Source organism: Paenibacillus macerans (assembly GCF_900454495.1).
GTDB classification, from domain to species: domain Bacteria; phylum Bacillota; class Bacilli; order Paenibacillales; family Paenibacillaceae; genus Fontibacillus; species Fontibacillus macerans.
In genome coordinates this window covers 2,028,851-2,047,041 of the sequence record NZ_UGSI01000002.1, presented here as the reverse complement: position 1 = coordinate 2,047,041, position 18,191 = coordinate 2,028,851, and the positions used below count along the sequence as shown (strand labels likewise).

Annotated in this window: 23 protein-coding genes and 1 pseudogene; 3 read left to right on the top strand and 21 right to left on the bottom strand. The window is 49.8% G+C overall.

Annotated features, from left to right (window positions below):
- Positions 1 to 14: 14 nt before the first annotated feature.
- From DYE26_RS32420 to DYE26_RS32390, 7 genes are all read right to left on the bottom strand, one after another.
- Positions 15 to 584 carry a hypothetical protein gene (locus tag DYE26_RS32420; RefSeq protein ID WP_051985338.1) on the bottom strand — a complete coding sequence of 190 codons (570 nt, stop codon included), beginning with the start codon at positions 582 to 584 and terminating at the stop codon, positions 15 to 17.
- 10 nt (positions 585 to 594) lie between these two features.
- Positions 595 to 1,053: a DUF1257 domain-containing protein gene (locus tag DYE26_RS32415; RefSeq protein ID WP_036620954.1), complete on the bottom strand. Its 459-nt coding sequence runs from the start codon at positions 1,051 to 1,053 to the stop codon at positions 595 to 597.
- Positions 1,050 to 1,682, bottom strand: coding sequence for a 4Fe-4S single cluster domain-containing protein (locus DYE26_RS32410; RefSeq protein WP_036620952.1), 633 nt, complete (start codon positions 1,680 to 1,682; stop codon positions 1,050 to 1,052). Before DYE26_RS32410 ends, DYE26_RS32415 begins: the two co-directional genes overlap by 4 nt.
- A gap of 562 nt (positions 1,683 to 2,244) precedes the next feature.
- Positions 2,245 to 2,625, bottom strand: a complete 381-nt coding sequence (locus tag DYE26_RS32405; protein WP_036620950.1) for a hypothetical protein — start codon at positions 2,623 to 2,625, stop codon at positions 2,245 to 2,247.
- 2 nt (positions 2,626 to 2,627) lie between these two features.
- Positions 2,628 to 4,814 (bottom strand): peptidoglycan-binding domain-containing protein, encoded by a 2,187-nt coding sequence (locus DYE26_RS32400; RefSeq protein WP_036620949.1) that lies wholly within the window; start codon positions 4,812 to 4,814, stop codon positions 2,628 to 2,630.
- Positions 4,815 to 5,067: 253 nt separating this feature from the next.
- Positions 5,068 to 5,598 carry a hypothetical protein gene (locus tag DYE26_RS32395; RefSeq protein WP_124331678.1) on the bottom strand — a complete coding sequence of 177 codons (531 nt, stop codon included), beginning with the start codon at positions 5,596 to 5,598 and terminating at the stop codon, positions 5,068 to 5,070.
- A gap of 196 nt (positions 5,599 to 5,794) precedes the next feature.
- On the bottom strand, positions 5,795 to 6,007 hold the full coding sequence (locus tag DYE26_RS32390) for a hypothetical protein (RefSeq protein WP_371861056.1): 213 nt from the start codon (positions 6,005 to 6,007) through the stop codon (positions 5,795 to 5,797).
- An 825-nt stretch (positions 6,008 to 6,832) separates the two neighbouring features.
- Between DYE26_RS32390 and DYE26_RS34470 the strand changes: the two genes are divergently transcribed.
- Positions 6,833 to 6,952: a putative holin-like toxin gene (locus DYE26_RS34470; RefSeq protein WP_230877209.1), complete on the top strand. Its 120-nt coding sequence runs from the start codon at positions 6,833 to 6,835 to the stop codon at positions 6,950 to 6,952.
- Positions 6,953 to 7,267: 315 nt separating this feature from the next.
- Positions 7,268 to 7,819 carry a C39 family peptidase gene (locus DYE26_RS32385; RefSeq protein WP_036620946.1) on the top strand — a complete coding sequence of 184 codons (552 nt, stop codon included), beginning with the start codon at positions 7,268 to 7,270 and terminating at the stop codon, positions 7,817 to 7,819.
- A gap of 44 nt (positions 7,820 to 7,863) precedes the next feature.
- Here the strand turns inward: DYE26_RS32385 and DYE26_RS32380 are convergent, their stop codons facing one another.
- From DYE26_RS32380 to DYE26_RS32365, 4 genes and pseudogenes are all read right to left on the bottom strand, one after another.
- Positions 7,864 to 8,685: a leucine-rich repeat domain-containing protein gene (locus DYE26_RS32380; RefSeq protein ID WP_036620945.1), complete on the bottom strand. Its 822-nt coding sequence runs from the start codon at positions 8,683 to 8,685 to the stop codon at positions 7,864 to 7,866.
- A gap of 100 nt (positions 8,686 to 8,785) precedes the next feature.
- Positions 8,786 to 9,043, bottom strand: coding sequence for a helix-turn-helix domain-containing protein (locus DYE26_RS32375; RefSeq protein WP_036620944.1), 258 nt, complete (start codon positions 9,041 to 9,043; stop codon positions 8,786 to 8,788).
- A gap of 4 nt (positions 9,044 to 9,047) precedes the next feature.
- Positions 9,048 to 9,497, bottom strand: coding sequence for a sigma-70 family RNA polymerase sigma factor (locus DYE26_RS32370; RefSeq protein WP_164815304.1), 450 nt, complete (start codon positions 9,495 to 9,497; stop codon positions 9,048 to 9,050).
- 335 nt (positions 9,498 to 9,832) lie between these two features.
- Positions 9,833 to 10,267, bottom strand: a pseudogene (locus tag DYE26_RS32365) (N-acetylmuramoyl-L-alanine amidase family protein); the annotation flags it as partial.
- A 99-nt stretch (positions 10,268 to 10,366) separates the two neighbouring features.
- Here DYE26_RS32365 and DYE26_RS32360 point away from each other — a divergent pair.
- Positions 10,367 to 10,765, top strand: a complete 399-nt coding sequence (locus DYE26_RS32360) for a hypothetical protein (protein WP_036620939.1) — start codon at positions 10,367 to 10,369, stop codon at positions 10,763 to 10,765.
- Positions 10,766 to 10,857: 92 nt separating this feature from the next.
- Here DYE26_RS32360 and DYE26_RS32355 read toward each other — a convergent pair whose 3' ends face one another.
- The 10 genes from DYE26_RS32355 to DYE26_RS32310 all read right to left on the bottom strand — a co-directional run bounded on the left by DYE26_RS32355 (position 10,858) and on the right by DYE26_RS32310 (position 18,176).
- Entirely contained in the window at positions 10,858 to 11,133 is a 276-nt protein-coding gene (locus DYE26_RS32355) for a holin (RefSeq protein WP_036620937.1), read from the bottom strand.
- An 18-nt stretch (positions 11,134 to 11,151) separates the two neighbouring features.
- Positions 11,152 to 12,099, bottom strand: coding sequence for a peptidoglycan recognition protein family protein (locus DYE26_RS32350; RefSeq protein ID WP_240534111.1), 948 nt, complete (start codon positions 12,097 to 12,099; stop codon positions 11,152 to 11,154).
- A 14-nt stretch (positions 12,100 to 12,113) separates the two neighbouring features.
- Positions 12,114 to 12,401: a hypothetical protein gene (locus DYE26_RS32345; RefSeq protein WP_036620935.1), complete on the bottom strand. Its 288-nt coding sequence runs from the start codon at positions 12,399 to 12,401 to the stop codon at positions 12,114 to 12,116.
- 463 nt (positions 12,402 to 12,864) lie between these two features.
- Entirely contained in the window at positions 12,865 to 13,908 is a 1,044-nt protein-coding gene (locus DYE26_RS32340) for a pyocin knob domain-containing protein (protein WP_051985337.1), read from the bottom strand.
- Positions 13,898 to 14,437: a YmfQ family protein gene (locus tag DYE26_RS32335; protein WP_036620934.1), complete on the bottom strand. Its 540-nt coding sequence runs from the start codon at positions 14,435 to 14,437 to the stop codon at positions 13,898 to 13,900. The genes DYE26_RS32340 and DYE26_RS32335 overlap by 11 nt, the downstream gene beginning before the upstream one ends.
- A 136-nt stretch (positions 14,438 to 14,573) precedes the next feature.
- Entirely contained in the window at positions 14,574 to 15,692 is a 1,119-nt protein-coding gene (locus DYE26_RS32330; RefSeq protein ID WP_036620932.1) for a baseplate J/gp47 family protein, read from the bottom strand.
- Complete coding sequence (locus DYE26_RS32325; RefSeq protein ID WP_036620931.1) at positions 15,692 to 16,153, bottom strand: DUF2634 domain-containing protein; 462 nt, start codon at positions 16,151 to 16,153, stop codon at positions 15,692 to 15,694. The genes DYE26_RS32330 and DYE26_RS32325 overlap by 1 nt, the downstream gene beginning before the upstream one ends.
- Positions 16,146 to 16,550 (bottom strand): hypothetical protein, encoded by a 405-nt coding sequence (locus tag DYE26_RS32320; RefSeq protein WP_036620929.1) that lies wholly within the window; start codon positions 16,548 to 16,550, stop codon positions 16,146 to 16,148. Before DYE26_RS32320 ends, DYE26_RS32325 begins: the two co-directional genes overlap by 8 nt.
- Positions 16,540 to 17,541 (bottom strand): XkdQ/YqbQ family protein, encoded by a 1,002-nt coding sequence (locus tag DYE26_RS32315; RefSeq protein WP_036620928.1) that lies wholly within the window; start codon positions 17,539 to 17,541, stop codon positions 16,540 to 16,542. The genes DYE26_RS32320 and DYE26_RS32315 overlap by 11 nt, the downstream gene beginning before the upstream one ends.
- The gene (locus tag DYE26_RS32310) at positions 17,538 to 18,176 is read right to left on the bottom strand and encodes a LysM peptidoglycan-binding domain-containing protein (protein ID WP_036620925.1); all 639 of its coding nucleotides are present in this window, start codon (positions 18,174 to 18,176) and stop codon (positions 17,538 to 17,540) included. Before DYE26_RS32310 ends, DYE26_RS32315 begins: the two co-directional genes overlap by 4 nt.
- Between the last annotated feature and the right edge of the window lie 15 nt (positions 18,177 to 18,191).

Here is an 18,191-nt window from a genome sequence, read left to right as displayed (position 1 = left end):
TCAACCCCATCTCATTAGTAATCGATCCGGCGTCCGCTGCCGGTTTGGTTCAGGTTTGTTGCGGGCGTATCTGCTGCGGGTGCATCTGTTGCGGGCGTATCCGTCTTTTCGCGATGTTCGGCCTTGTGCTCCTCGTTCCACGCACGTTCCGGCTGATCCGCTTCCGTCTTCTTTTTCGGCGCCGGAGGCTTAAACTGGGTCGTACTCCCCGCCGCTTGGAACTTCGCTTCCGCCTCTTGTCTCATTTGGGTGATTTTTTGCTGGCTCCTTACTTTCTCATTAGCCTTATACACATCCAACTGAATCAGAAAAACCGGCCTTACGTTAAAAGCATGTATAATGCTCGCAACCCACACGGACAACGCGATAGCCGCACCGATCCCAATAGCCGTCGTAGAAAAAGCGACGATTGTGCCCGCCAAATAAACAATTCCCCAGATTTTCCAGCGCCAAAGCTTTACCCGGAGCCCTATGTACAAAAAAGCGATAAAACTTGTCATCGCGAACGGAACCAAAGTCAGAAGAATCCACCAGCTGTTGGCGATTTCCCAGGCTTTCCCGCGCTCGGTATACGTTCTAAACATGCCTGTCTCCTTATCTATTCAATATGTACGTCAGTTGGATCGAACGATCTCTAAGCCGCTCCTCCTGTTCCAGGATCAATCCCTGGCTTCTCGCCTTCTCCACCAGATTCTGATAGACCTTTTGCTGAAGGAGCCGGGTATAAGATTGCTCCACGTTGGCAATCCACTCTTCATAAGCGCCCTGGTCCGCCGTTTCGGGCAGAATCAGCGTGTAGCAGCCCGTTTCATTGATCGTAAAAATAACCTCGTTCGTAACGGTGGAAGCAAACTTCACGGCCTCTACCCCCTCCGCGGTACGGAACGAACAATCCCAATCCTCGAGCGCTTGCTTCAGCAAAGCTTCATCCTTCATGCGCGTTTCCAGGATCAAAAGGTTGTTCTCTCGGTTCTCCAGTTTCCGGGAGATCCCTTCGGCAATTTCCTTGGTTAATGCAATGGCAACGGGGATCAGCACAATTTCCAAACTCATTCCTTAACCTCCTTACGTTCGTAACCCAGCCCCAGCAAAAGCTCCAAATTCTCCAATTGAGCCATGCCATTAGCGGTGATGGTGCCATCGGCATGCAGCCGTATTTCTATTTTATTCGCGATGTTCGGTAAACGGGCCTCCAGTTCTTTATACCGATCCGTGAGAAAACGGTACTGCTGGTTTCGCGAACCGATCCAGGGGCGGCTTAAATCATGTTGGCTTTGGATATACGGGCCATCGATCAGCAGGTCGGTTTCCTTCAGCAATTGCTGCCAACCACGATGGCCGGATCTGCGGATGGTGTCATAGTCATAACCCGAGAAAGTGACGACCGACAGGTTCATCTCCTTGACCTTCCTGGCCAACACGCTAAGCTCATACGCCTGGCTAAACGGCTCGCCCCCCAGGAAAGTTACACCTTCCAGTTCAGGAGAGGCATTTCGGACAATCTGTATATCTGAAACGATCTCGTCGATTTCGCGGATCTTCCCGCCGTCCATCTCCCACGTATGCGGATTAAAACATCCCTCGCAGCGAATCGGACAACCCTGCACCCAGATCGCATAACGCAGCCCGGGCCCTTCGACTTTTGTTTTTTCCACGATTCTTGATATGCGAAGCGCAGTCATCCTATGCACCAACCTTAACCTTAGGAAAATTCAGGAAATAAAATTGCGGTAGTTTGGATTAATTTTACTATAAATCCAATGTTAAAAATATATACCCTTCCTACTTGATACATCCTTGGAGTTAGGTATAAAGACTTGGGAGGATAGGCTTGGATGGGTTTATGTGACGGCGGATGGTAGTCAGACGAAGCAAACGTAAAAGGCTTATTCCGAAGGGGGAGTAAGCCTGAATGTATGTTTGGATACTAATGGGGCCGTGGTAAATGTTTGCTCTAGCGGCGATTTCTAACGGTTGCGGACGCGCTTATTTGGCGTAAAAACGGGCGGTTTGATTTCTAACGGTTGTAGTGGCGCTTATTTCGCATAAAAATGGCCCCGCAGCCTAAAAAATGCAAAATAAGCTCTCCTGCAACCGTTACGATTTATTTGACCTTGATTTTGCCGAAATAGCGGCGGTCGCAACCGTTAGAAAGATGATGCTACTGATGTTAATGTGACAACAAAACCTTTTACACCTTGACTCATAAGAAATGAGCTTAATGGTTTACATGGGTTATGAGCGTTATTGAATTATTATCTGTTTTACAGCCGTTAACTCTTTTCTAGAGTATCTCCCATCCTCAAGCGGTACGTAAACCATAACAGAAACTCTAACTTCATATTCCCCTGACAGTAACTCCGATTCATCATGGTCGGCCACATCTATAATCATATATTTTGGAGTATGTTCCGATATTGTAAAAGTATATTTAGGAAGACTTAACGTTGAGACTATAAATGAACCGAAAGCTTCTTTTCCATTCTTATATAACATGATTTCTTTCATGTCAATTTTGTCAGAAATATCTTCTTGTTTATCAGATGTTATCTTTAATACTATAGGGATTGATTTGTTCAATGCTCTGTATTCGAATCCTTCTAGTAAATGTATTACTAAATCCATAATTACAGCCCCCTAAAAAAGTCATAATACTGTTGAAACCACTGAAGGTCTTCGTCAGAAAGCCCCATCCTTTTCCCTTGCCAGATATTTGTCGATGTTGCGTACCTCTCAGCTTGTTCATCGGGTAACGCCATAAATTCTTTTCTACCCAACTTAAGAGCTTGTCTATAATGCTTAATTTCATGCAAGATCGTATTAGCCATCATTTTTGCGTTACCGAAACTCTTATTTAATTCTAAAACCGGTTCGCCTTTTGCATTAAACTTAAATAGTCCTAAAGTATCTCCAGTTTGAGTAAAACTACGATTAGTGGATTCATATAATTTCCTTATCTCATCAGCATACTTCTTACCAAACGCCTTTTCAATTTCCATAAATGCTAAATCTACTTTTTTTGTATTGCTCAACCCTGCAAAACTTTCGTCAAATGTACCAACAAAATCAGAGGGATTAAGAGGTTTTTTTGCATACCAAGCATCATTCCCCGTCCCCTCAGCCACTACACTCGTGCCTGATGGCTTCACTTCTTTCACGGTGGGAGCCTCCTCCACTTCCGAACGCTTCAGCCACCCGGTCAGCTTTTGTCCCGCTGTACTCTTGAGCGCGCTGGAAATGAGCTTAAACGCATAGGTGAAGGTCACGTCCCCGGCTCCGGCCATAGCGGTATCAAGAGCGATATTTTGGGCGCGGCCTGCGAGGTCTTGGTCGCCGTCATGCTTGAAGTCGGTTACCGCGTCAGATGCTTCGGTAGCCGTGCCGAAGACCGCTCCCGCCGTCATGGATCTGACCACCGTCGGCGATAGCTTGGAGAGAGCCGCCGGGGTTTTCACAGCTTTTAAATATTTAAAGGGCAAAAAGAACCCGACTACATTTCCGGCAGCTTCGCCAACTCCTTTGCCGTACGGATCATCCAGCGGATTTACGTAACCTTCCGGTTCCGGTCCCATAATCCATTCGGCAAGCAGCTCCGGCAATCCTGCCGAGGCCGTGTTGATTGCGTTCACCACAGCATTCGACCCGCCAACCATCAAGTTCGCAAAAAAAGGATTGCCGATGCCGCTTTGTTTTTGCCGCATCTCGTTTTCTTCTTTTTTCTCAAGTTCTTTCAGCTCGTTATAGATCCTGTCTTGTTCTTCCTTGGTCAAATCTGCCCAATAGGTCTGCTTCAGCCGCTCCTGAACTTCCGGATCATCGCGGTTTAGCACATCGTCCAGCGAATAGCTTCGCGGATCTACCGACGTGATATAGTATTGCGGCTCGCTCTTGGAATCCTCAACCGGTTCCACTTTCGGCATGTTAAACAGCGCCTGCCAGGTTGCCGGCCCGATTACACCCTGGAGCCCGTCTTGATCCTTCTCGTAAACCTCCCGGAACCCTTCCAACGCGCGTACGGTAGCTTCATCAAAATAGCCGTTCGCCTCGACCTCAAACCCCAGCTCTTGTAACCGTAGCTGCGCCATTTTCAACGGCTCGGAATAGGCCTGACCGTGCATTTGCACCGTCAGCAGCCCGCTCAGCTTCCCGAACAGAGTCCGCCACACATTTTCATCCACGATTCCTTGCCGATCTCCGGTATTGTCCAGGCCGTATTTTTCTTTGTACCGATTAACTGCTTTCAACGTGGCCGAGTCAAAACACCCGTTCGCTTCCAGTTCGTACCCCAGTTCCTGCAATCTTTCCTGCAGTTTTAGCACTTCATCGCTTTTATGCTCCGGATCCAGAGTCAGTTCTTTCGTAAGCGGCTCCACAGTGATAGGGATATAAACCGCTGCCCGGGAGAATAAGGAAAACGCCGAAAACGGCAAAGGAAAGACGCTCGTTTTATTCCCTGAAGTCGTCGGGAGCGCGGCAAATTTATTTAAGGTAACTGGAAGTTTTAACTGCTTCGCCTTTAAAAAGGACTCCTGCTCCTGGCGAGTATACTCGTTCGCCGCCCAGCGCAGCGTTTTCTCTTTCGTGCGCAATTCGCCGCCGATCTCCCGGGACAGCTGCCTAATCCGCTCCATCCGCCGCTCCACTTCAGATATTGCGGAGCGGACTCCCGGCTCGGAATAAGCCGAACTTGTTCTACTGGCTAACTCCGATACCCTTTTTAGCGTAACTGTGACTTGATCCCCGAACTGTTGCTCCAACCGGCGTACTTCGTCTGCGAGCCCGTTAATGCGGGCCGGATCAACCTTCAGTTCCAAGACGTTCCCCCTCCTTTCCCCAACATACTTGGAAACGCAAAAAGTTGTTCAAGAGCGGAAAGCGGTTTGCGCCGAAACAAAAGGGCCTGACTTCGCTCCGGCATCATCCCCAGCATCCAGGTTCCTTTTTCTGTTCGCGCACAGGTAAACAGCGCTTCGGCCTCCTCTCCAGAAGCCAAGTGGTATCCGGCAATGACCCGGCAATCGGACTGTGGCCCAAAGGCTTCCGCTAAGTCTGACGAGGTTTGGCCGTCTATCCCAAGCTTTTGCCAAAGAACCGTTGCCGCTCCTTGTTCTCCCGCACCTGCAAGCGCCAGAGCGTAATTGGCCTCCGCCGCGGGTAGAGGGTAAAATGCCTCCTGCTCACAATCGCTAAGCAAAAACTGCTCCCGGAGCATGGCAATCGCTTCTTCCCGCCGGTGCAAAGCTGGACCTCGCAAGTCTCTTCCCCAGTTAAGCGCGTGAACATCCCCGCCCGGCAATGGATAAATTCCATGGAGACTGCCCCGTTTTTTTCCACCAAGCAAGCAAACACCTGGTCCGGAAACGACAAAATTTCCGCAATCGCGGCATAATCACGCTTTATGTATAGTTGATCCTCATCTTCTTCCGTCAAAATATGTTTTCTCTTCAGCCGCCCGGACACGATCTCCCATCGTTGGCGGGCCTCCTGCAAATTAAGGCCATTCAGCACATTTTCCAAACCGAACAAGGTAGTGGCTCCGGAAAGCAAGCATAGGTAAAACCACTCATCATTCGACAGCACATAGTTAGTCCTATTCATTCCGTACACCTGGACATTTAGATATTTTATGGAAAAGACACTTCAATACATTCTATCAACCCGCCGCCGGCCTCACAATTCCTTAGTTGGCATAATATCCCACAATTGATCCGTTTCACCTATATAAATGAACAAAAAGTCCGAAACGGCTTGGAGCCGCCCCGGACGTATTGATAAGAAAATTTACTAATCTAGGTTAAGAAGCATCATGGCCCCGGTGTTCAACCGGAACACAGGCCAAAATCCGATCCAGCCGAAAAGCCCGGGGTTCGCCGGAAGCAAGGCAAGTTGCCCGCACCAGACCTTCACGGACGTCATGAATCTTGATCTTTCGCTGGGTGATTTTTCCCAAGCGGTCCATGTAAATGATCTCAACGGTCCGGCCAATGTATTTTTTCACCAGTACCATCTCCAAATAAGAACGTTTGTTTGTAGTATATGCAAACACACGTTCTTTATACAACAGGGAAATAATGTTTTTTTGACTCAGTCTAATAATCAGTGCTTGACAGTGATGTCGGCAACCGGTCATGGAAAGAAAAGCTGGAAAGGCGTTGAAAGCTTGAGGACAGGGAAGGCCGGTGGGCAGGTCGGCAGATCTACATCCGCTGTCCGGACGCTTTGCACGATTATCCCGTTTAATCAGAGAAGATGATAAATTCAGGAGAAGAAGATAGGTTTGTAAGAAGCAGATATTTTTTCCTTATTAATCCCTCACATCCTAGCCCCCACCCCCTGCCCTCTGAACGAAAGGGATAATCGTGCAAAGCAGCCTGCAGGGAAACCAAGATACGAATGCTATATATAGACAGCCACCTCAGTCCTCGTCCGGCATCCTCGAATCAATAGAGCTAGAGTCATAATTTATTTCGTCAAGCACTGATCTCGGCTTAGTGCCGTTTTTATTAAATCAAATGTTAATCCTCTTATATTTAACCATTCCATGCGGACTGATCCTCAAATTAAAATAGAAAAAACCGCTTTAAAGTAGCGGTTTCTTTATAAGACTCTATAACATAAAAAATATCATTTTGTAGAGTATACCTCCGTGGATTGTTGTTGTAGACAACGGGATAATAAATCCAAAAAGTCTTATAGAACAGCTTTACAACGGCATTTTATGTCCGGCTGAAAAGATAGTTCCCGAGGATCCGCAGTATCGTCTGTGGTATAATACCCCTAACAACAGAAGGGCTGAGATGGGTGGTCGGCTAGTCTCCCTTGAAGGGAGGTGATGCCTGTGGAGGTTAAGGACGTGCTGTCTTTAATGATTCAATTCGGAGCGTTTTTAATAACGCTGATCGGTTTGGTCATTACGATAGTCACTACGTTAAACCAAAACAAAAAGAAATAGACCGCCCGTGGTAGGAGATGGTCTATTTCTCTGACCTTGACTACAGCCGACCGCTCTTCAAAGCGGCTGTTGCCAGAGTGAAGATGTGCGTATCTTCACTCTTTATTTTATGCAGTTTCATTTGATTTCATTCTAACATAGTAAAAAAGGTATTGACAATACTATACAAGACTATCGATTGGGTAAAAAAATGAGGTCCTGATTTTTTCTATACCCCGAATCCTCTAATTCCGGTTGTTTTTTAGTAGCTTCACTCCACTTTAATAGTATACGGAATTTATTTCATTCCGAATTCAACATGAAGGTGGAGTTATGATGGCCAAAAAAACGTATAATGTCGATTTAAAAACACCTAGTTTTAAACAATTTAATGACGGAACAAACAAGTGGTACAGCAAAAAAACGAGCTGTGGCGGAACGATTGGTGAAGAAGGCTGCTTTTTGACTTCGGCCGCCATGATCTTTAAGGGATTCGGCGATAATGTAGACCCCGGAACGCTAACGGACAAACTTAAATCGGATTACAAAGGGGCCGATTGTCCGTTCGCCTGGGATACCGCCGCTAAGGCTTATTCCCACACCTGGCACAATAAAACCAACGGCTCTTTTGACAATATTCGCGATGATCTTTTCGAACTGATTGTAAACAGCCGAATCCCGGTGATGGTGCATGTGCCTAATCATTTGGTCGTCGTTAAAGGCTTTTCGGGCACCCTTACCGTCGATATTGACGGATATCCTTATTACACGGAAATCACTGCTTCCATGTTCAAAGTAAACGACCCGGGAAGCAGCAAAAACACGACCTTGCAGGATGTAATCACTCAAAAAGGCAAAGTGGACTATATTACCTATTACACAGAGTAATTGCAACTGCTAATAAGGGATGGCGATTTCGCCATCCCTTTTCCCTAATAAGCGAGGACATTGGTTTCCGATACATCGACGGTGTCCGGAACTTTTGGCAAATCGTCTATGTTTTTCTTCGTAACCAGCAATATTTTGAGCTTCGGCAGATTGGCAACAGGAGCTACTCTGCGAACGTCGGTATCGCGAATGTCCAAAAGCTTAAGATCTTCGAGAGCGGCCAGCGGCGAAAGATCGGTTACCCGGGTGCTCCGCAGTTCTAAACGCTCCAGGACATCAAGCTCTTTCAATAAACTGATATCATTAACCGGGTTATTGGAGATAAGCAATCCTTCGAGATTCTTAGCTTGCTGTATACCTTCAAGACTGCTTAACCTCGCATTGGATAAAGAAAGATATTCAAGCGCATCCCAATTTTTAATAAAATCCAATGATTCGATATCGCTGTCATTGATATTTACCGATTTAAGGCGGAGCTTGCCAAAATCGGGCAACTGCTCCAAACCAACCCCCTCCAACTGCAAATACTCCAAATGAGGAATTTCACCCAAAAAATCTAAATTTTCAGCATTGGTATAAGATAATGTAAGGCTTTTTAGATTGACAAGTTTTTTTAAGGAAGATAAGTCGATCGGTTCGGTTATCCCTTCCAATTGGATGCCTTCCACCTTCTCCAGATCTTCCTTGGCCAGATTGCTTTGGGGATCCCCCAAGGAATCTCGGATGGCCGCTGCCACGGGCGGCGGAAAATCACCTTCGGCCGATCTGTTCCTCGTTGTGTCCGAGGCTGAACTGCAGCCGGCCAAGATGACAAAAATCAATAAAAAAACAATGGGAAACCTGTGAAATTCCGTATTCTTAAACAAGTTCGCGCTACCTCCTTTATTTTCCTCAATATTAATAAACGAAATTATTTTCTAAAAGTTTCCATATAAAAATAAAAATACGACCCAATTTCCGGTCGTATCAATCTTTATGCTCATCTTCAACCTGTTTCCGGCAAAAATCCGTAAAATCAGGGGAATTTGTAAGATCATAAGTCATAATTCTCTTAATAAGCGTCTCGATGATATACTGTTCAAGATCGTCTTGGCGATCGGCCTTAGCCTTATAACGATAGGCTCGAATGGCCGGCAAAAACCGGACAATAATCCGGGTCAACGCGTCTTTGTCGCCATTTTGAGCTCGCGCGACCAGGTCGAATAAATCGTTTTCCATTTCCATCGCTTTAACCGCTTTCCGTCAGCATTTGCCGCAGCTTCTTCAGTGCCAGATTCCTTGTTTTATTGACAGCTTGGGGAGATATGTTTAATTGGGCGGCGATTTCATGATCTTTATAGCAAAGCGCATAGCTCTTGGTGACGATGATTTGTTGTTTGGCGGACAGCTTGGAAAAAGCGTTGAACAAACAAGGATTGGTGAAGGTCTCCTGAAATTGTTCAGGAGAGGCAACTGCGGGGTCGGACGGAAACAAATCTACGGAACCGGTAAGCGCTTCTCCCAAGGATCGGTCTCCCCGGCCATCGGACAAAGGCACATCGAAAATAAGCGGATTGCGGCGGTCGATTTTCCGGTAGAAACGAAGCCGTTCAAGGGCGGCATATTTTATGGTAGAGGAGAGGTAGCGGGTAAAGCGGATTTGAAAATAGTGCTTGCGGAATCGGGTTTCTAACGCCATTTGGCGGTCCGCTTGTCCTGCTTGGGATTTCAACAAAAGAATGATGTTTGACTCATCGCGAAAAAAACTCTGTATGACCCGGTTTTCAAAAATAGGTTTATGACGCGCGCAGTAGCTCTGAAATTCTCTTTGCAGCGGCTTCGCCAGCATAATACCCCTCCGTTATTTTCAAAATTGACGGTTCCCGTTATCCAAATCTATCACTTTCCTGATATATTGTATGACTGCTTCATAGAACCCGCTTGTGCGTCTGCTTGGCCGGTTCCTGCGTGTTTATCGCCAAAAAAAGAAACCCCGGCATCACCTTACCGGTGACCCGGGGCTTCTATTAACGGTCAACCTCCAAAATATTCCTTTAACCCTTTGAGAACCCCCGCCGCAAAATCGAGAGAGGCCTCATAGATAGGGTAGTCCAGATTAGCCAACGCGGTCGGATTCGTGATATACTCCACCTCGATCAGCGCCCGCGGATATTTATAGGATGAGCCGCTCGGGTATCGCAGAATGCCGAGTGAACCGACCGCAGCTTTGGTATCGTCCAGCACCCCTCTGTCTTTCGTACCCAAGTAACTGACAACGCCGTTTTGAAGCGCTTGAGCGAACGGCTTATCGCCTGATCTTGTCTGGGCGTAATAGGTTTCGGTTCCGCTGGCCGTTGTGCTCCCGCCGTTCCAATGAATGCTGATGACCGCATCAACTTTTTCATCTTGGCCCTTTTTCCACCGATCATTAATTTCTACTTTCTTATCGCTATTTCTTGTCATTACGACCGTAACGCCGGCGTTTCACCTCGTTGTTTATTGATTGGCGCCAATCTATCCATTAAAGTGATCTTAGTAGCTAAAAAAACAACCTTCAGGAGGAAAATGATGAGAAATGGCCTTGTTTTGCCGCTGATCGCCCTCATTTTAATGCTGACAGCCTGCGGAGGAAATGAAGTTAAGCTGCAATTGGATAACCCCCGTCCGGGAACGGTTCTGGACACCCGGCAAATTCAAATTTCCGGAAAAGCATCGAATCTCAGGGAAACTTATTTCTTCTATCAAATCGAAGACGGGCATTCTTTTATCGGAGAAGGGAAGTTGACCGTCGATCGGGAAGGGCGCTTCGATTTGGTGGCAGAGGTCAAAACTCCGTCCAACGCTAACGCCACCATAAGCTTTTATCTGGACGAGGATCATAACGGGGAATTTGATGTGGAGACGGATACCGAACAAAAAATCGGCTCCGTAGACCTTGTTTTCGATGAATCCTTGGTGCAAAGATAAACGCGGCAGATACATTATTAAAAAGAAAAAATAGACCGCCCCAGAGGAAGGTGACGGTCTATTTCGGCGGAAACGTTAGCCGCGGCGGTTTATTAGTCCTTCGTCGTTCCCGGCCGGTTATTGCCAAGCTCAAACAACCCGGTTGCCGACAAGCCGGCCAAGCCGCCCGCCCACAGCCGCAACACCAGGTCCATGTCCGTAAAAGGATACGCCGCCGCACCGATCAACACACCGATGATCACGCCGATGAACGGCACCCAATTTTTCGGCAGGTTTATCGTTGTTTTCACGAGTTGCACAACAGCTAAAACAAATACCGATAAGACCGAAGCAAAAGCCAGCACATTGGTCAAAATTTCATTTTGCATCCCTTATCGCCTCCTTTCTTATTCCTCGGGAATTCCCGCCGCCCGCCGCAGGTAATTCGCCAAATTGTGAAAATGCTGAGCCCGCGGGTCGTTTCCTTCGGTTTTCGCTTTAAACCAAGCGGGGGAGAGCCAGCGGAAAATGATTTCCTGGGCGTTGCTTTTGGGAAGCCGGGTGAGCGGTTTGGCGGCCGCATCGTTGGCAAGCGGGATTCCGGCAGCTAAACGCAGATTGTTCGCCAGGTTATGAAAATGGGTTTTGCCGGCTTCGTCGTTTTTCCGTTGGGACGCAAACCATGCCGGGGATACGTAGTTGTCGATTAGCGATTGCGCAATCGAGGCCGGCAATGGGGTAAAACTTCCGTTAGTATTGGTGTTCGCATTCGAACTAGCGGATCGGGTGGATTTGATTTCAGCGGCTACGTCATCCAGCAAATGTTTTAAAGTTTTGCCGCCGGTGGCCAAGGCCTGCTCACAATCGCTCTTCCGCGCCGGATCCAGCTGCTTGTGCGAGGGGATAAAAGTGTAAGGATTTTTGTTCCACTTGTCGCAGCAAAAGGCCAAATACCAGACATAACGATTGTATGCTTCGATAAAGTTGATTTTTCCGCCGTAACACAGTTCAATCCCCAGCGCGGCATCGTTGGCGTCATACCCGAAAGCATCGTTGTCAGTGGTTACGTTATACCGCACATGCCAGGCCTTCTCCGCCGGATCGGATCCGGTACCGGTCGGTATGATCTCCAAAATTTTCGTATCGTCAATAAACACGTGGGCCGAAGCCGAGCGGTCGGTTTGCGAGTTAAAATAGCTGTAATGGTTGTCCGCCGTAGCCCCCGGATTACCCGTGTCGTGCGCTACAAAAAATTCCGGCGTCCCCGTCTTCAGCCTTGTGCCGGGTCTTACGTTGGATCGCTTGGCAATGTACCGGCGCTCTATATTATATTTAGTAACATCCAAAACTATCACCTCCTTGATACAATCTATTCTTCCAAACGGTCGATCCGCTTGTGCGCCTGTTTGGTCGATTCCTCGACCCGCGTCAATCGCTCGGAAAACGCCTCGAACCGCTGCCCCTGCAGCTTTTGTTCGATTTTCATGTCGTCCACGCCGCGCTTGATGTATTCCACATCGGCGCGCTGCACCGCTTCCAGCTCCGCGGCCTCTTCCGCTTCCTGCCGCATCGCCTTTGCGCGCCCCGCCCACCCTAAAGCAATACCGCTCAGCGCGGCCAAGACCGACGTTACCGCAGTAATTACCGTAATATCCATTACCCTCACCCTCTCTCGATAAAAAAATGGCCTTCGGATCGGCTCCGAAGGCTAAGAAAACATCTATTAAGTGCATTCAAAGCAGATAGAAAGCACATAAATCTGATTTTTGTATAGAAATGCTCAACTCTGCTGAGAATTTATAAAAAAAATCTTCCGATTTTCCCGCTGCTCTCTTTGTACACGTACTGCCCCGGAATAACGACAAGTGGAGCCTCAGTTGCTCCCCTAATCAATCCAGCCCTAACAACACTTCCATCCGGATTTACCTCGACAGTCACACGTCAAGCCTGTAAACTTAGCGATTTCCGTTACCCTTGACATTTCACCATCCGGAAACTCAATTGCTTCTGTCCTATCTTTTGACCTAAACATTCTGATCATGTATACCACCTTACGTATAAGATATTTATGATCTATCCAGTTACCTTGGATCGGCTCTGGAGGCAAGAAGTATTCTTCCTTAATTAATAACATCATATTGTACGGTGATATTCTTAACGTAAATTGTCATATTTGTATTGATAGTGCCAGTACCTAAAAATAAAAAAATAGGGTGCCTTACATTTACATTAACAATGCCGGATGAGGAAGACCTAAAGACTCCCGTAAGTAATGGAGGATTGAAATTAATCACAGTTCCGAGTGGTGTTGTCCAGTCGATAAGGCCATACGTATATGTTATTGCGTCAATCGGAAAAGCGCTTACGTATAAACCAGCAGCTGTGTCCCCCCACACTTCCGCTTGTATTTTTAACTGGCCGATACCCTTAGGAATAAATTTACCTACGAGCAAATAGGCGTTCTGTGTTTGTTTTGTAAAGCTATACTCTGTTGGTTGCGTATATTGAACCGTATTACCACTAACAATAACTGGCATATTTCCACCCCATGTCTGCCAGGCTGTCCATGTCCCGGCTCGTAATTGTCTCCAGTACGTAACGCCATCATAAAAATTCGTTGCCCTTTGCAGCCGCCAGTTACCAGGATCTTGCGAATGCGACATGTGCTCGACGTAATACCAGTCGGCACTTGGAGCGTTCGCCATATTAGCCCCATCATAAAAGCCGTTTTCTGTAACGCCGTTCAGATCGCCGGTAAACCGCATGGCCCTGGGGATGCTTGCATTTTTAGCGTTGCTCTCGGCTGTGCCGGAGGTCGTAAGCGCAGCATTCGCCGTGTTTTGTGCTCCTGCCGCCGCCGTATTCGCAGCATTGGCTGTTATCTGCGCCGCTGTGGCTGCGTCATACGCCGACTTGACCGCCTTCGGCGTTGCCGCCCGATCCTCTGCGGTGCTGTCCGTGGCGCTAGAGAGCTGTACGATGCCCTTCTGTGTGAGGGAAGCATCGGGAACATTGATGTCCTTCAATTCTTCTCGAACTTCCCCCACCGCCGCATCAATTTTATCCCAGTTGTCATTTAGCATTGTTTGGATGTTAAACGTATCGTTTCCATCGGTTGCCGGGTCTTTTTTGAGTAGGTTGAGATTAGGTGTATTACTGGCCAACCGGATCACCTCCTGCAAATTGGTTCAATGAGATTTGTTCCATCTGGTTAAGAGTCAACACCTCGTGAATGTCGCGAATCAGCAAATAAGAAAATTCAAACTTCAATGCCAAATGCGCCGGTTTAAGTTCTCCGATAACGGCTATAAGATCGTTCAGGTTCGGCGGAATCCCTGCACTATCCACGAACTTCACCGTAAAGCTCCATTCACTGGGCTGAAAAAAAACATCCACCTTCCCGCCGTAATACGCCTCCGCCACACTCTTCACCAGCCGCCCCGAAAACTTCCCGCTTCCCCGCAGCTTGGACTCAACAACAGCCCGACGCTGGTCGAGCGGCTTACCGGGATCGGTCTCGATGCCGAGCTCACTCTCCCAGCGGTCAAGCCCCCAAGTGGCCGTCCGTACAAAAAACTGCTCCAGCGTTTCGTTTAGCGCCTCGAACAGCCGATCCAGCTCAACGCCTTTGGCATTCACATCCGCCTGCATGACCCGGGAGTTTTCGTAATAACTCGGCAGATAGGAAAACATTTCGCGCCCCCGCGGGCTTGTAAGTAAAGGGGTGCTTGTACCTGCCGGCCATGGCTCGCCCGCACTTCCCGGCAAAGCTCCACTCTTATCCGCCAGCAAAGGTTCACCCATGCTCCTCATGTTAGTCAGCACATACTCACTCATAAACTTCCACCGTCCCCAGCACCGCGACCTGCCCCGGGTAAATCTCCAAATTGGTATCCGCGTTCCCGTTCACCGTCAACTCGGCGTAGTCGATGATCGGCGGAATATCCAGCAGAATCGCCGCAATCCGTGTAAAGCGCACCAACGGATCGGCAAAAGCCAGCTGCTTCAAATACGCACGCACGCCGTCTTCGATCCGCTTCCGCACCTCGGCCAGCGTCACCCCGCTCGCTAACGTAAGCTTGACGCGGATGTCGATCGGAACCTCATCGGCCGCCATCACCGTGACGATCGGGCCTGCCGGCGCCATGCCTTCTCCCTGCCCGTCCTGGGTCGGATCGATGTAGGCCTGCGCTGCCGCCACAATTTCCTCGTTGGCCGCCCGCTTTTCCGTGTCCAGCAAATAAATTCCCACCGTTCCGGGCCCCTTCCACAACGGCTTTACCTGCACCCCGCCGACACCGGGCACCTCCCCGGCCCATTTCATATACTGCGCTTTGTTGCCGCTCGTCCCCTGGTTTCGCACCTGGGAATAAAAACGCTCCAATAGCAGCTCATCCGACTCGGTATCGGCGCCGCCCCGGGTCTCTTCCGGGTTTGTCACCGCCGTGACGCCGCTCACCGGTGTCGCGATAATCTCGATCACGCCCGCCGGTACGTTGCCCGCTTGCCCTGCCACAACAGCCCGAATCGGAGCGCTTCCCTCGCCGTTTTCATCCAGCGTTACCGACGCCGTCGTCTCGTATTCGATCGACGCCTCCGCCGTAACCTCGTCGGCCGGCGTCGCCACGACCGTTCCCGCCGGAACCGTCCTCCCGGGCGTCCCGGTAAACCTGACCGTGCCCGTCGCCGCCACGGCCGGCCGCCGGGTCACCCCATGCTCCGCGGCCCGCAAATCGAGGTACTCTCCGTACGTCGTACTTGCAAACCCGCGCTCCAGCACCTGCCGTGCCCACACCGCCGCCTCCGCCAGCATAAATGCTGCCGGGGCTTCAGCGTCCCAAATAAAAGAACCCTCGGATTTATCGATATCCGCAGGCACCCTATCCAGCATCCGCTGCATGATTTGTTCTTCCGTTTGATCCTGCAAATAAAGCGGCAGCTCCGCCATCATGTCACACTCCCTTCCGCGATTATCTCTTCCTCCCGGACATTTTTCACCCGGCAGCTAAACCGGCATCCATCGTCCTGCCACGAAAAAGAAAAATCCCCCACGCTTAAAGTGCGGGGATCCACCATCAGCGTCTCCGTCGCGATCCGCTCGATCTCGCTTTCCTGGACGGCGCGGCTGTAGCCTCTGCCGATCAGCTCTTCGAATTCCTGCCCGTACGACCGCGAATAAATCAAATGCCGGTAGCGCGGCGTGCGGATCGCTTTTTCACACCACACCACCCAGGCGGCGGTGTCGTCGGCCCGGGCTATTTTTCGCGTGGGCGTCATTACGAACTCCCCGGCCTCAAAATCAAATCGCCAGCTTCGCCCAAAAGCCACCTCATCATTCGTCGTTTCCGGCGTTTCTTCCTCGGCAGAGGACCACGCATCCACCACCGCTTCCGGAAAAAGATTAGCCATTCCCGCTCACCACCCTGCAAATGACGATCGCATCATTCCCGCCGTTAATCGGCAGCGCCAGCACCCGGTCGCCTGGCTGGTACCGCAAGGTCAACGCCACTCCCGCGGTTTCCGAGGGTTCAAAAGAGAATTCACCTTGCTGTACTTCCACGATGCGTTCTCTTTCGTCATCCAGCCAGCCAGCCTCCCCGGTAAGCGCTAACTGAGGCAGCTTCAACGTCCCCGGAAATTCCGCGACCAAATAATCCTGGATTTCATGCTTAAAGTTGTCCAGCTTCAGCCCCGACCTCGTAATGGTCCCCAGTTCGGCCGAAACGCCCGCCAAAGCTTCCGCCGCTTTCCTCGCGGCATTTTCCCGCAGCGAAACGGCCAAAGCCGCATATGGATCAGTTGTCAAGAAAATACCTCCTTTTCACGTCGGCCTCCGTTGCCAGCTCCAGCGTCATATGACCAGGCTCGCCTAACTCGTGGGACACCGACGTCACGATCAGATTCAATCCGTTAAAATTCACCTTATCCCCGGCGCGAACCGTGTTCAGATCCACACAGGTGACGGTGTAGGACTGCCCTAGGCCCGTCAGCATGGATTCGGCGAACTTTTTGGCGGCACTGGCGGTTTTGACGTTTTCGTCCTGAACGATCCGCTGCAGCACGCCGTATTTAGCAGTTTCCCCGCTCGCCACGGCCAACACCTTGGATGGCGCATTCTCCTTCTGATCCTCGGTGCCGATCACCTTCACCCGCGTGACCGAGCCTTCCAGCGTGCGGTTTTGCGTCGCTTCCTCCAACTGCTCCAGCACCCAGACCGTTTTGTTGCTGCCGATTTGAAAAAGCGTCAGCCCGGCAGGCGTCATCCGCGGAATGTACATGTTGCCTCCAGCCTTAACCGTCTCTTTGAGATCGGACATGATCATGCTGTAAAGCGTCTGCGGCCGGTAGACGGCTTTTTTCAGTTTCGTTTTCGTGTCAGGCACCGAATCCAGTTTAATGTTCCAGTCCGCAGCGTATTTTCGCAGGCGTTGAGCGGCCGTTCCTCCGGCTGAAAAAAGGTACTCATCCTCCGATTTCGCCAAATAAATCGTCCGGTCGTACACCGTCACCGTCATATGCTTTGTCTGCTTGATCGAGCTTGAGCATTCCCAGACGACTCCGGGGTGGAGCAAATGCGCCATGCTTTTACCGCCAGCGCCTGAAGCTCCGCCGCCCCCGCTAAACGGCACTCCGCTAATGCGGATTTCCTGCCCCGGTTCAATGCCGGGAAAAGACGCCGGAATTTTCAGCAGTATCGTCCCTTGGCAAGAAATTTGGTCCAGCGAATCCTTCAGCGTGATCCCTTCCACTAGCTCGCGCAAATAATATTTGTTCTGCAGCACCACTTCGTAACTCACTGCGGCATCACCAGCTTTTGACCGGGCTTGATTTTGTTCGGGTCCTTGCCGATCGTTTTCTGATTCGCTTTGTAAATCTGCTGCCACTTCGAGCTGTCGCCGAGCTCCAGTTTAGCGATTTTGGACAGCGTGTCTCCGGATTTGACGACGTAGGTTTTCGCCGGCTTTTTCGTATCCGGACGGGTTGATTTTTTGGCCGACCCCCCCGCCGCCGAAGCAGCCGTATGGACCTTCATCTCCCGCCAGGTGCGGGCGGTCAGGTCGAAGTACACGTCCCCTGGCTCGCCGCCTTTAAAGCTGCTGTTATGCGCGGCAATCGTAACAAGCACGTTCACCGCCGTACCGGAAATAATCAGCCGCACCGGTGACTTGCCGTTCATCATCGTGGTGAGCTGATTCATCGCCTCCTGCGGGTCGGGGAGATTTTCATAGTTGCAGTATCCCGGATCGTAAACCGCCGGAAAAAAAGAAGAGAAGGCGACCTCTTTCACCTTCTCCCCAGCCGGGAAATCATATTCCCCCAGCGACAAAATATTGACCGTCTCCAGCGCCTTGCCGCGGGAAATCGAAATTTCGTCCGGATTCACCGGAAAATAAAAGTCATTGCCCGCTCCGTCGATCAAATGGATTTCCATCTTCCTCATCGCCCC

Bases quoted from the DNA above. Each gene is read 5' to 3' on its own strand.
- DYE26_RS32405 (WP_036620950.1), bottom strand. From the start codon at position 2,625: ATGGATTTAGTAATACATTTACTAGAAGGATTCGAATACAGAGCATTG.
- DYE26_RS34470 (WP_230877209.1), top strand. From the start codon at position 6,833: ATGCCTGTGGAGGTTAAGGACGTGCTGTCTTTAATGATTCAATTCGGA.
- DYE26_RS32385 (WP_036620946.1), top strand. From the start codon at position 7,268: ATGGCCAAAAAAACGTATAATGTCGATTTAAAAACACCTAGTTTTAAA.
- DYE26_RS32420 (WP_051985338.1), bottom strand. From the start codon at position 584: ATGTTTAGAACGTATACCGAGCGCGGGAAAGCCTGGGAAATCGCCAAC.
- DYE26_RS32395 (WP_124331678.1), bottom strand. From the start codon at position 5,598: ATGAATAGGACTAACTATGTGCTGTCGAATGATGAGTGGTTTTACCTA.
- DYE26_RS32345 (WP_036620935.1), bottom strand. From the start codon at position 12,401: ATGGATATTACGGTAATTACTGCGGTAACGTCGGTCTTGGCCGCGCTG.
- DYE26_RS32410 (WP_036620952.1), bottom strand. From the start codon at position 1,682: ATGACTGCGCTTCGCATATCAAGAATCGTGGAAAAAACAAAAGTCGAA.
- DYE26_RS32360 (WP_036620939.1), top strand. From the start codon at position 10,367: ATGAGAAATGGCCTTGTTTTGCCGCTGATCGCCCTCATTTTAATGCTG.
- DYE26_RS32310 (WP_036620925.1), bottom strand. From the start codon at position 18,176: ATGGAAATCCATTTGATCGACGGAGCGGGCAATGACTTTTATTTTCCG.
- DYE26_RS32355 (WP_036620937.1), bottom strand. From the start codon at position 11,133: ATGCAAAATGAAATTTTGACCAATGTGCTGGCTTTTGCTTCGGTCTTA.
- DYE26_RS32330 (WP_036620932.1), bottom strand. From the start codon at position 15,692: ATGGCGGAGCTGCCGCTTTATTTGCAGGATCAAACGGAAGAACAAATC.
- DYE26_RS32325 (WP_036620931.1), bottom strand. From the start codon at position 16,153: ATGGCTAATCTTTTTCCGGAAGCGGTGGTGGATGCGTGGTCCTCTGCC.
- DYE26_RS32415 (WP_036620954.1), bottom strand. From the start codon at position 1,053: ATGAGTTTGGAAATTGTGCTGATCCCCGTTGCCATTGCATTAACCAAG.
- DYE26_RS32390 (WP_371861056.1), bottom strand. From the start codon at position 6,007: ATGGTACTGGTGAAAAAATACATTGGCCGGACCGTTGAGATCATTTAC.
- DYE26_RS32335 (WP_036620934.1), bottom strand. From the start codon at position 14,437: ATGTTTTCCTATCTGCCGAGTTATTACGAAAACTCCCGGGTCATGCAG.
- DYE26_RS32370 (WP_164815304.1), bottom strand. From the start codon at position 9,497: ATGGCGTTAGAAACCCGATTCCGCAAGCACTATTTTCAAATCCGCTTT.
- DYE26_RS32375 (WP_036620944.1), bottom strand. From the start codon at position 9,043: ATGGAAATGGAAAACGATTTATTCGACCTGGTCGCGCGAGCTCAAAAT.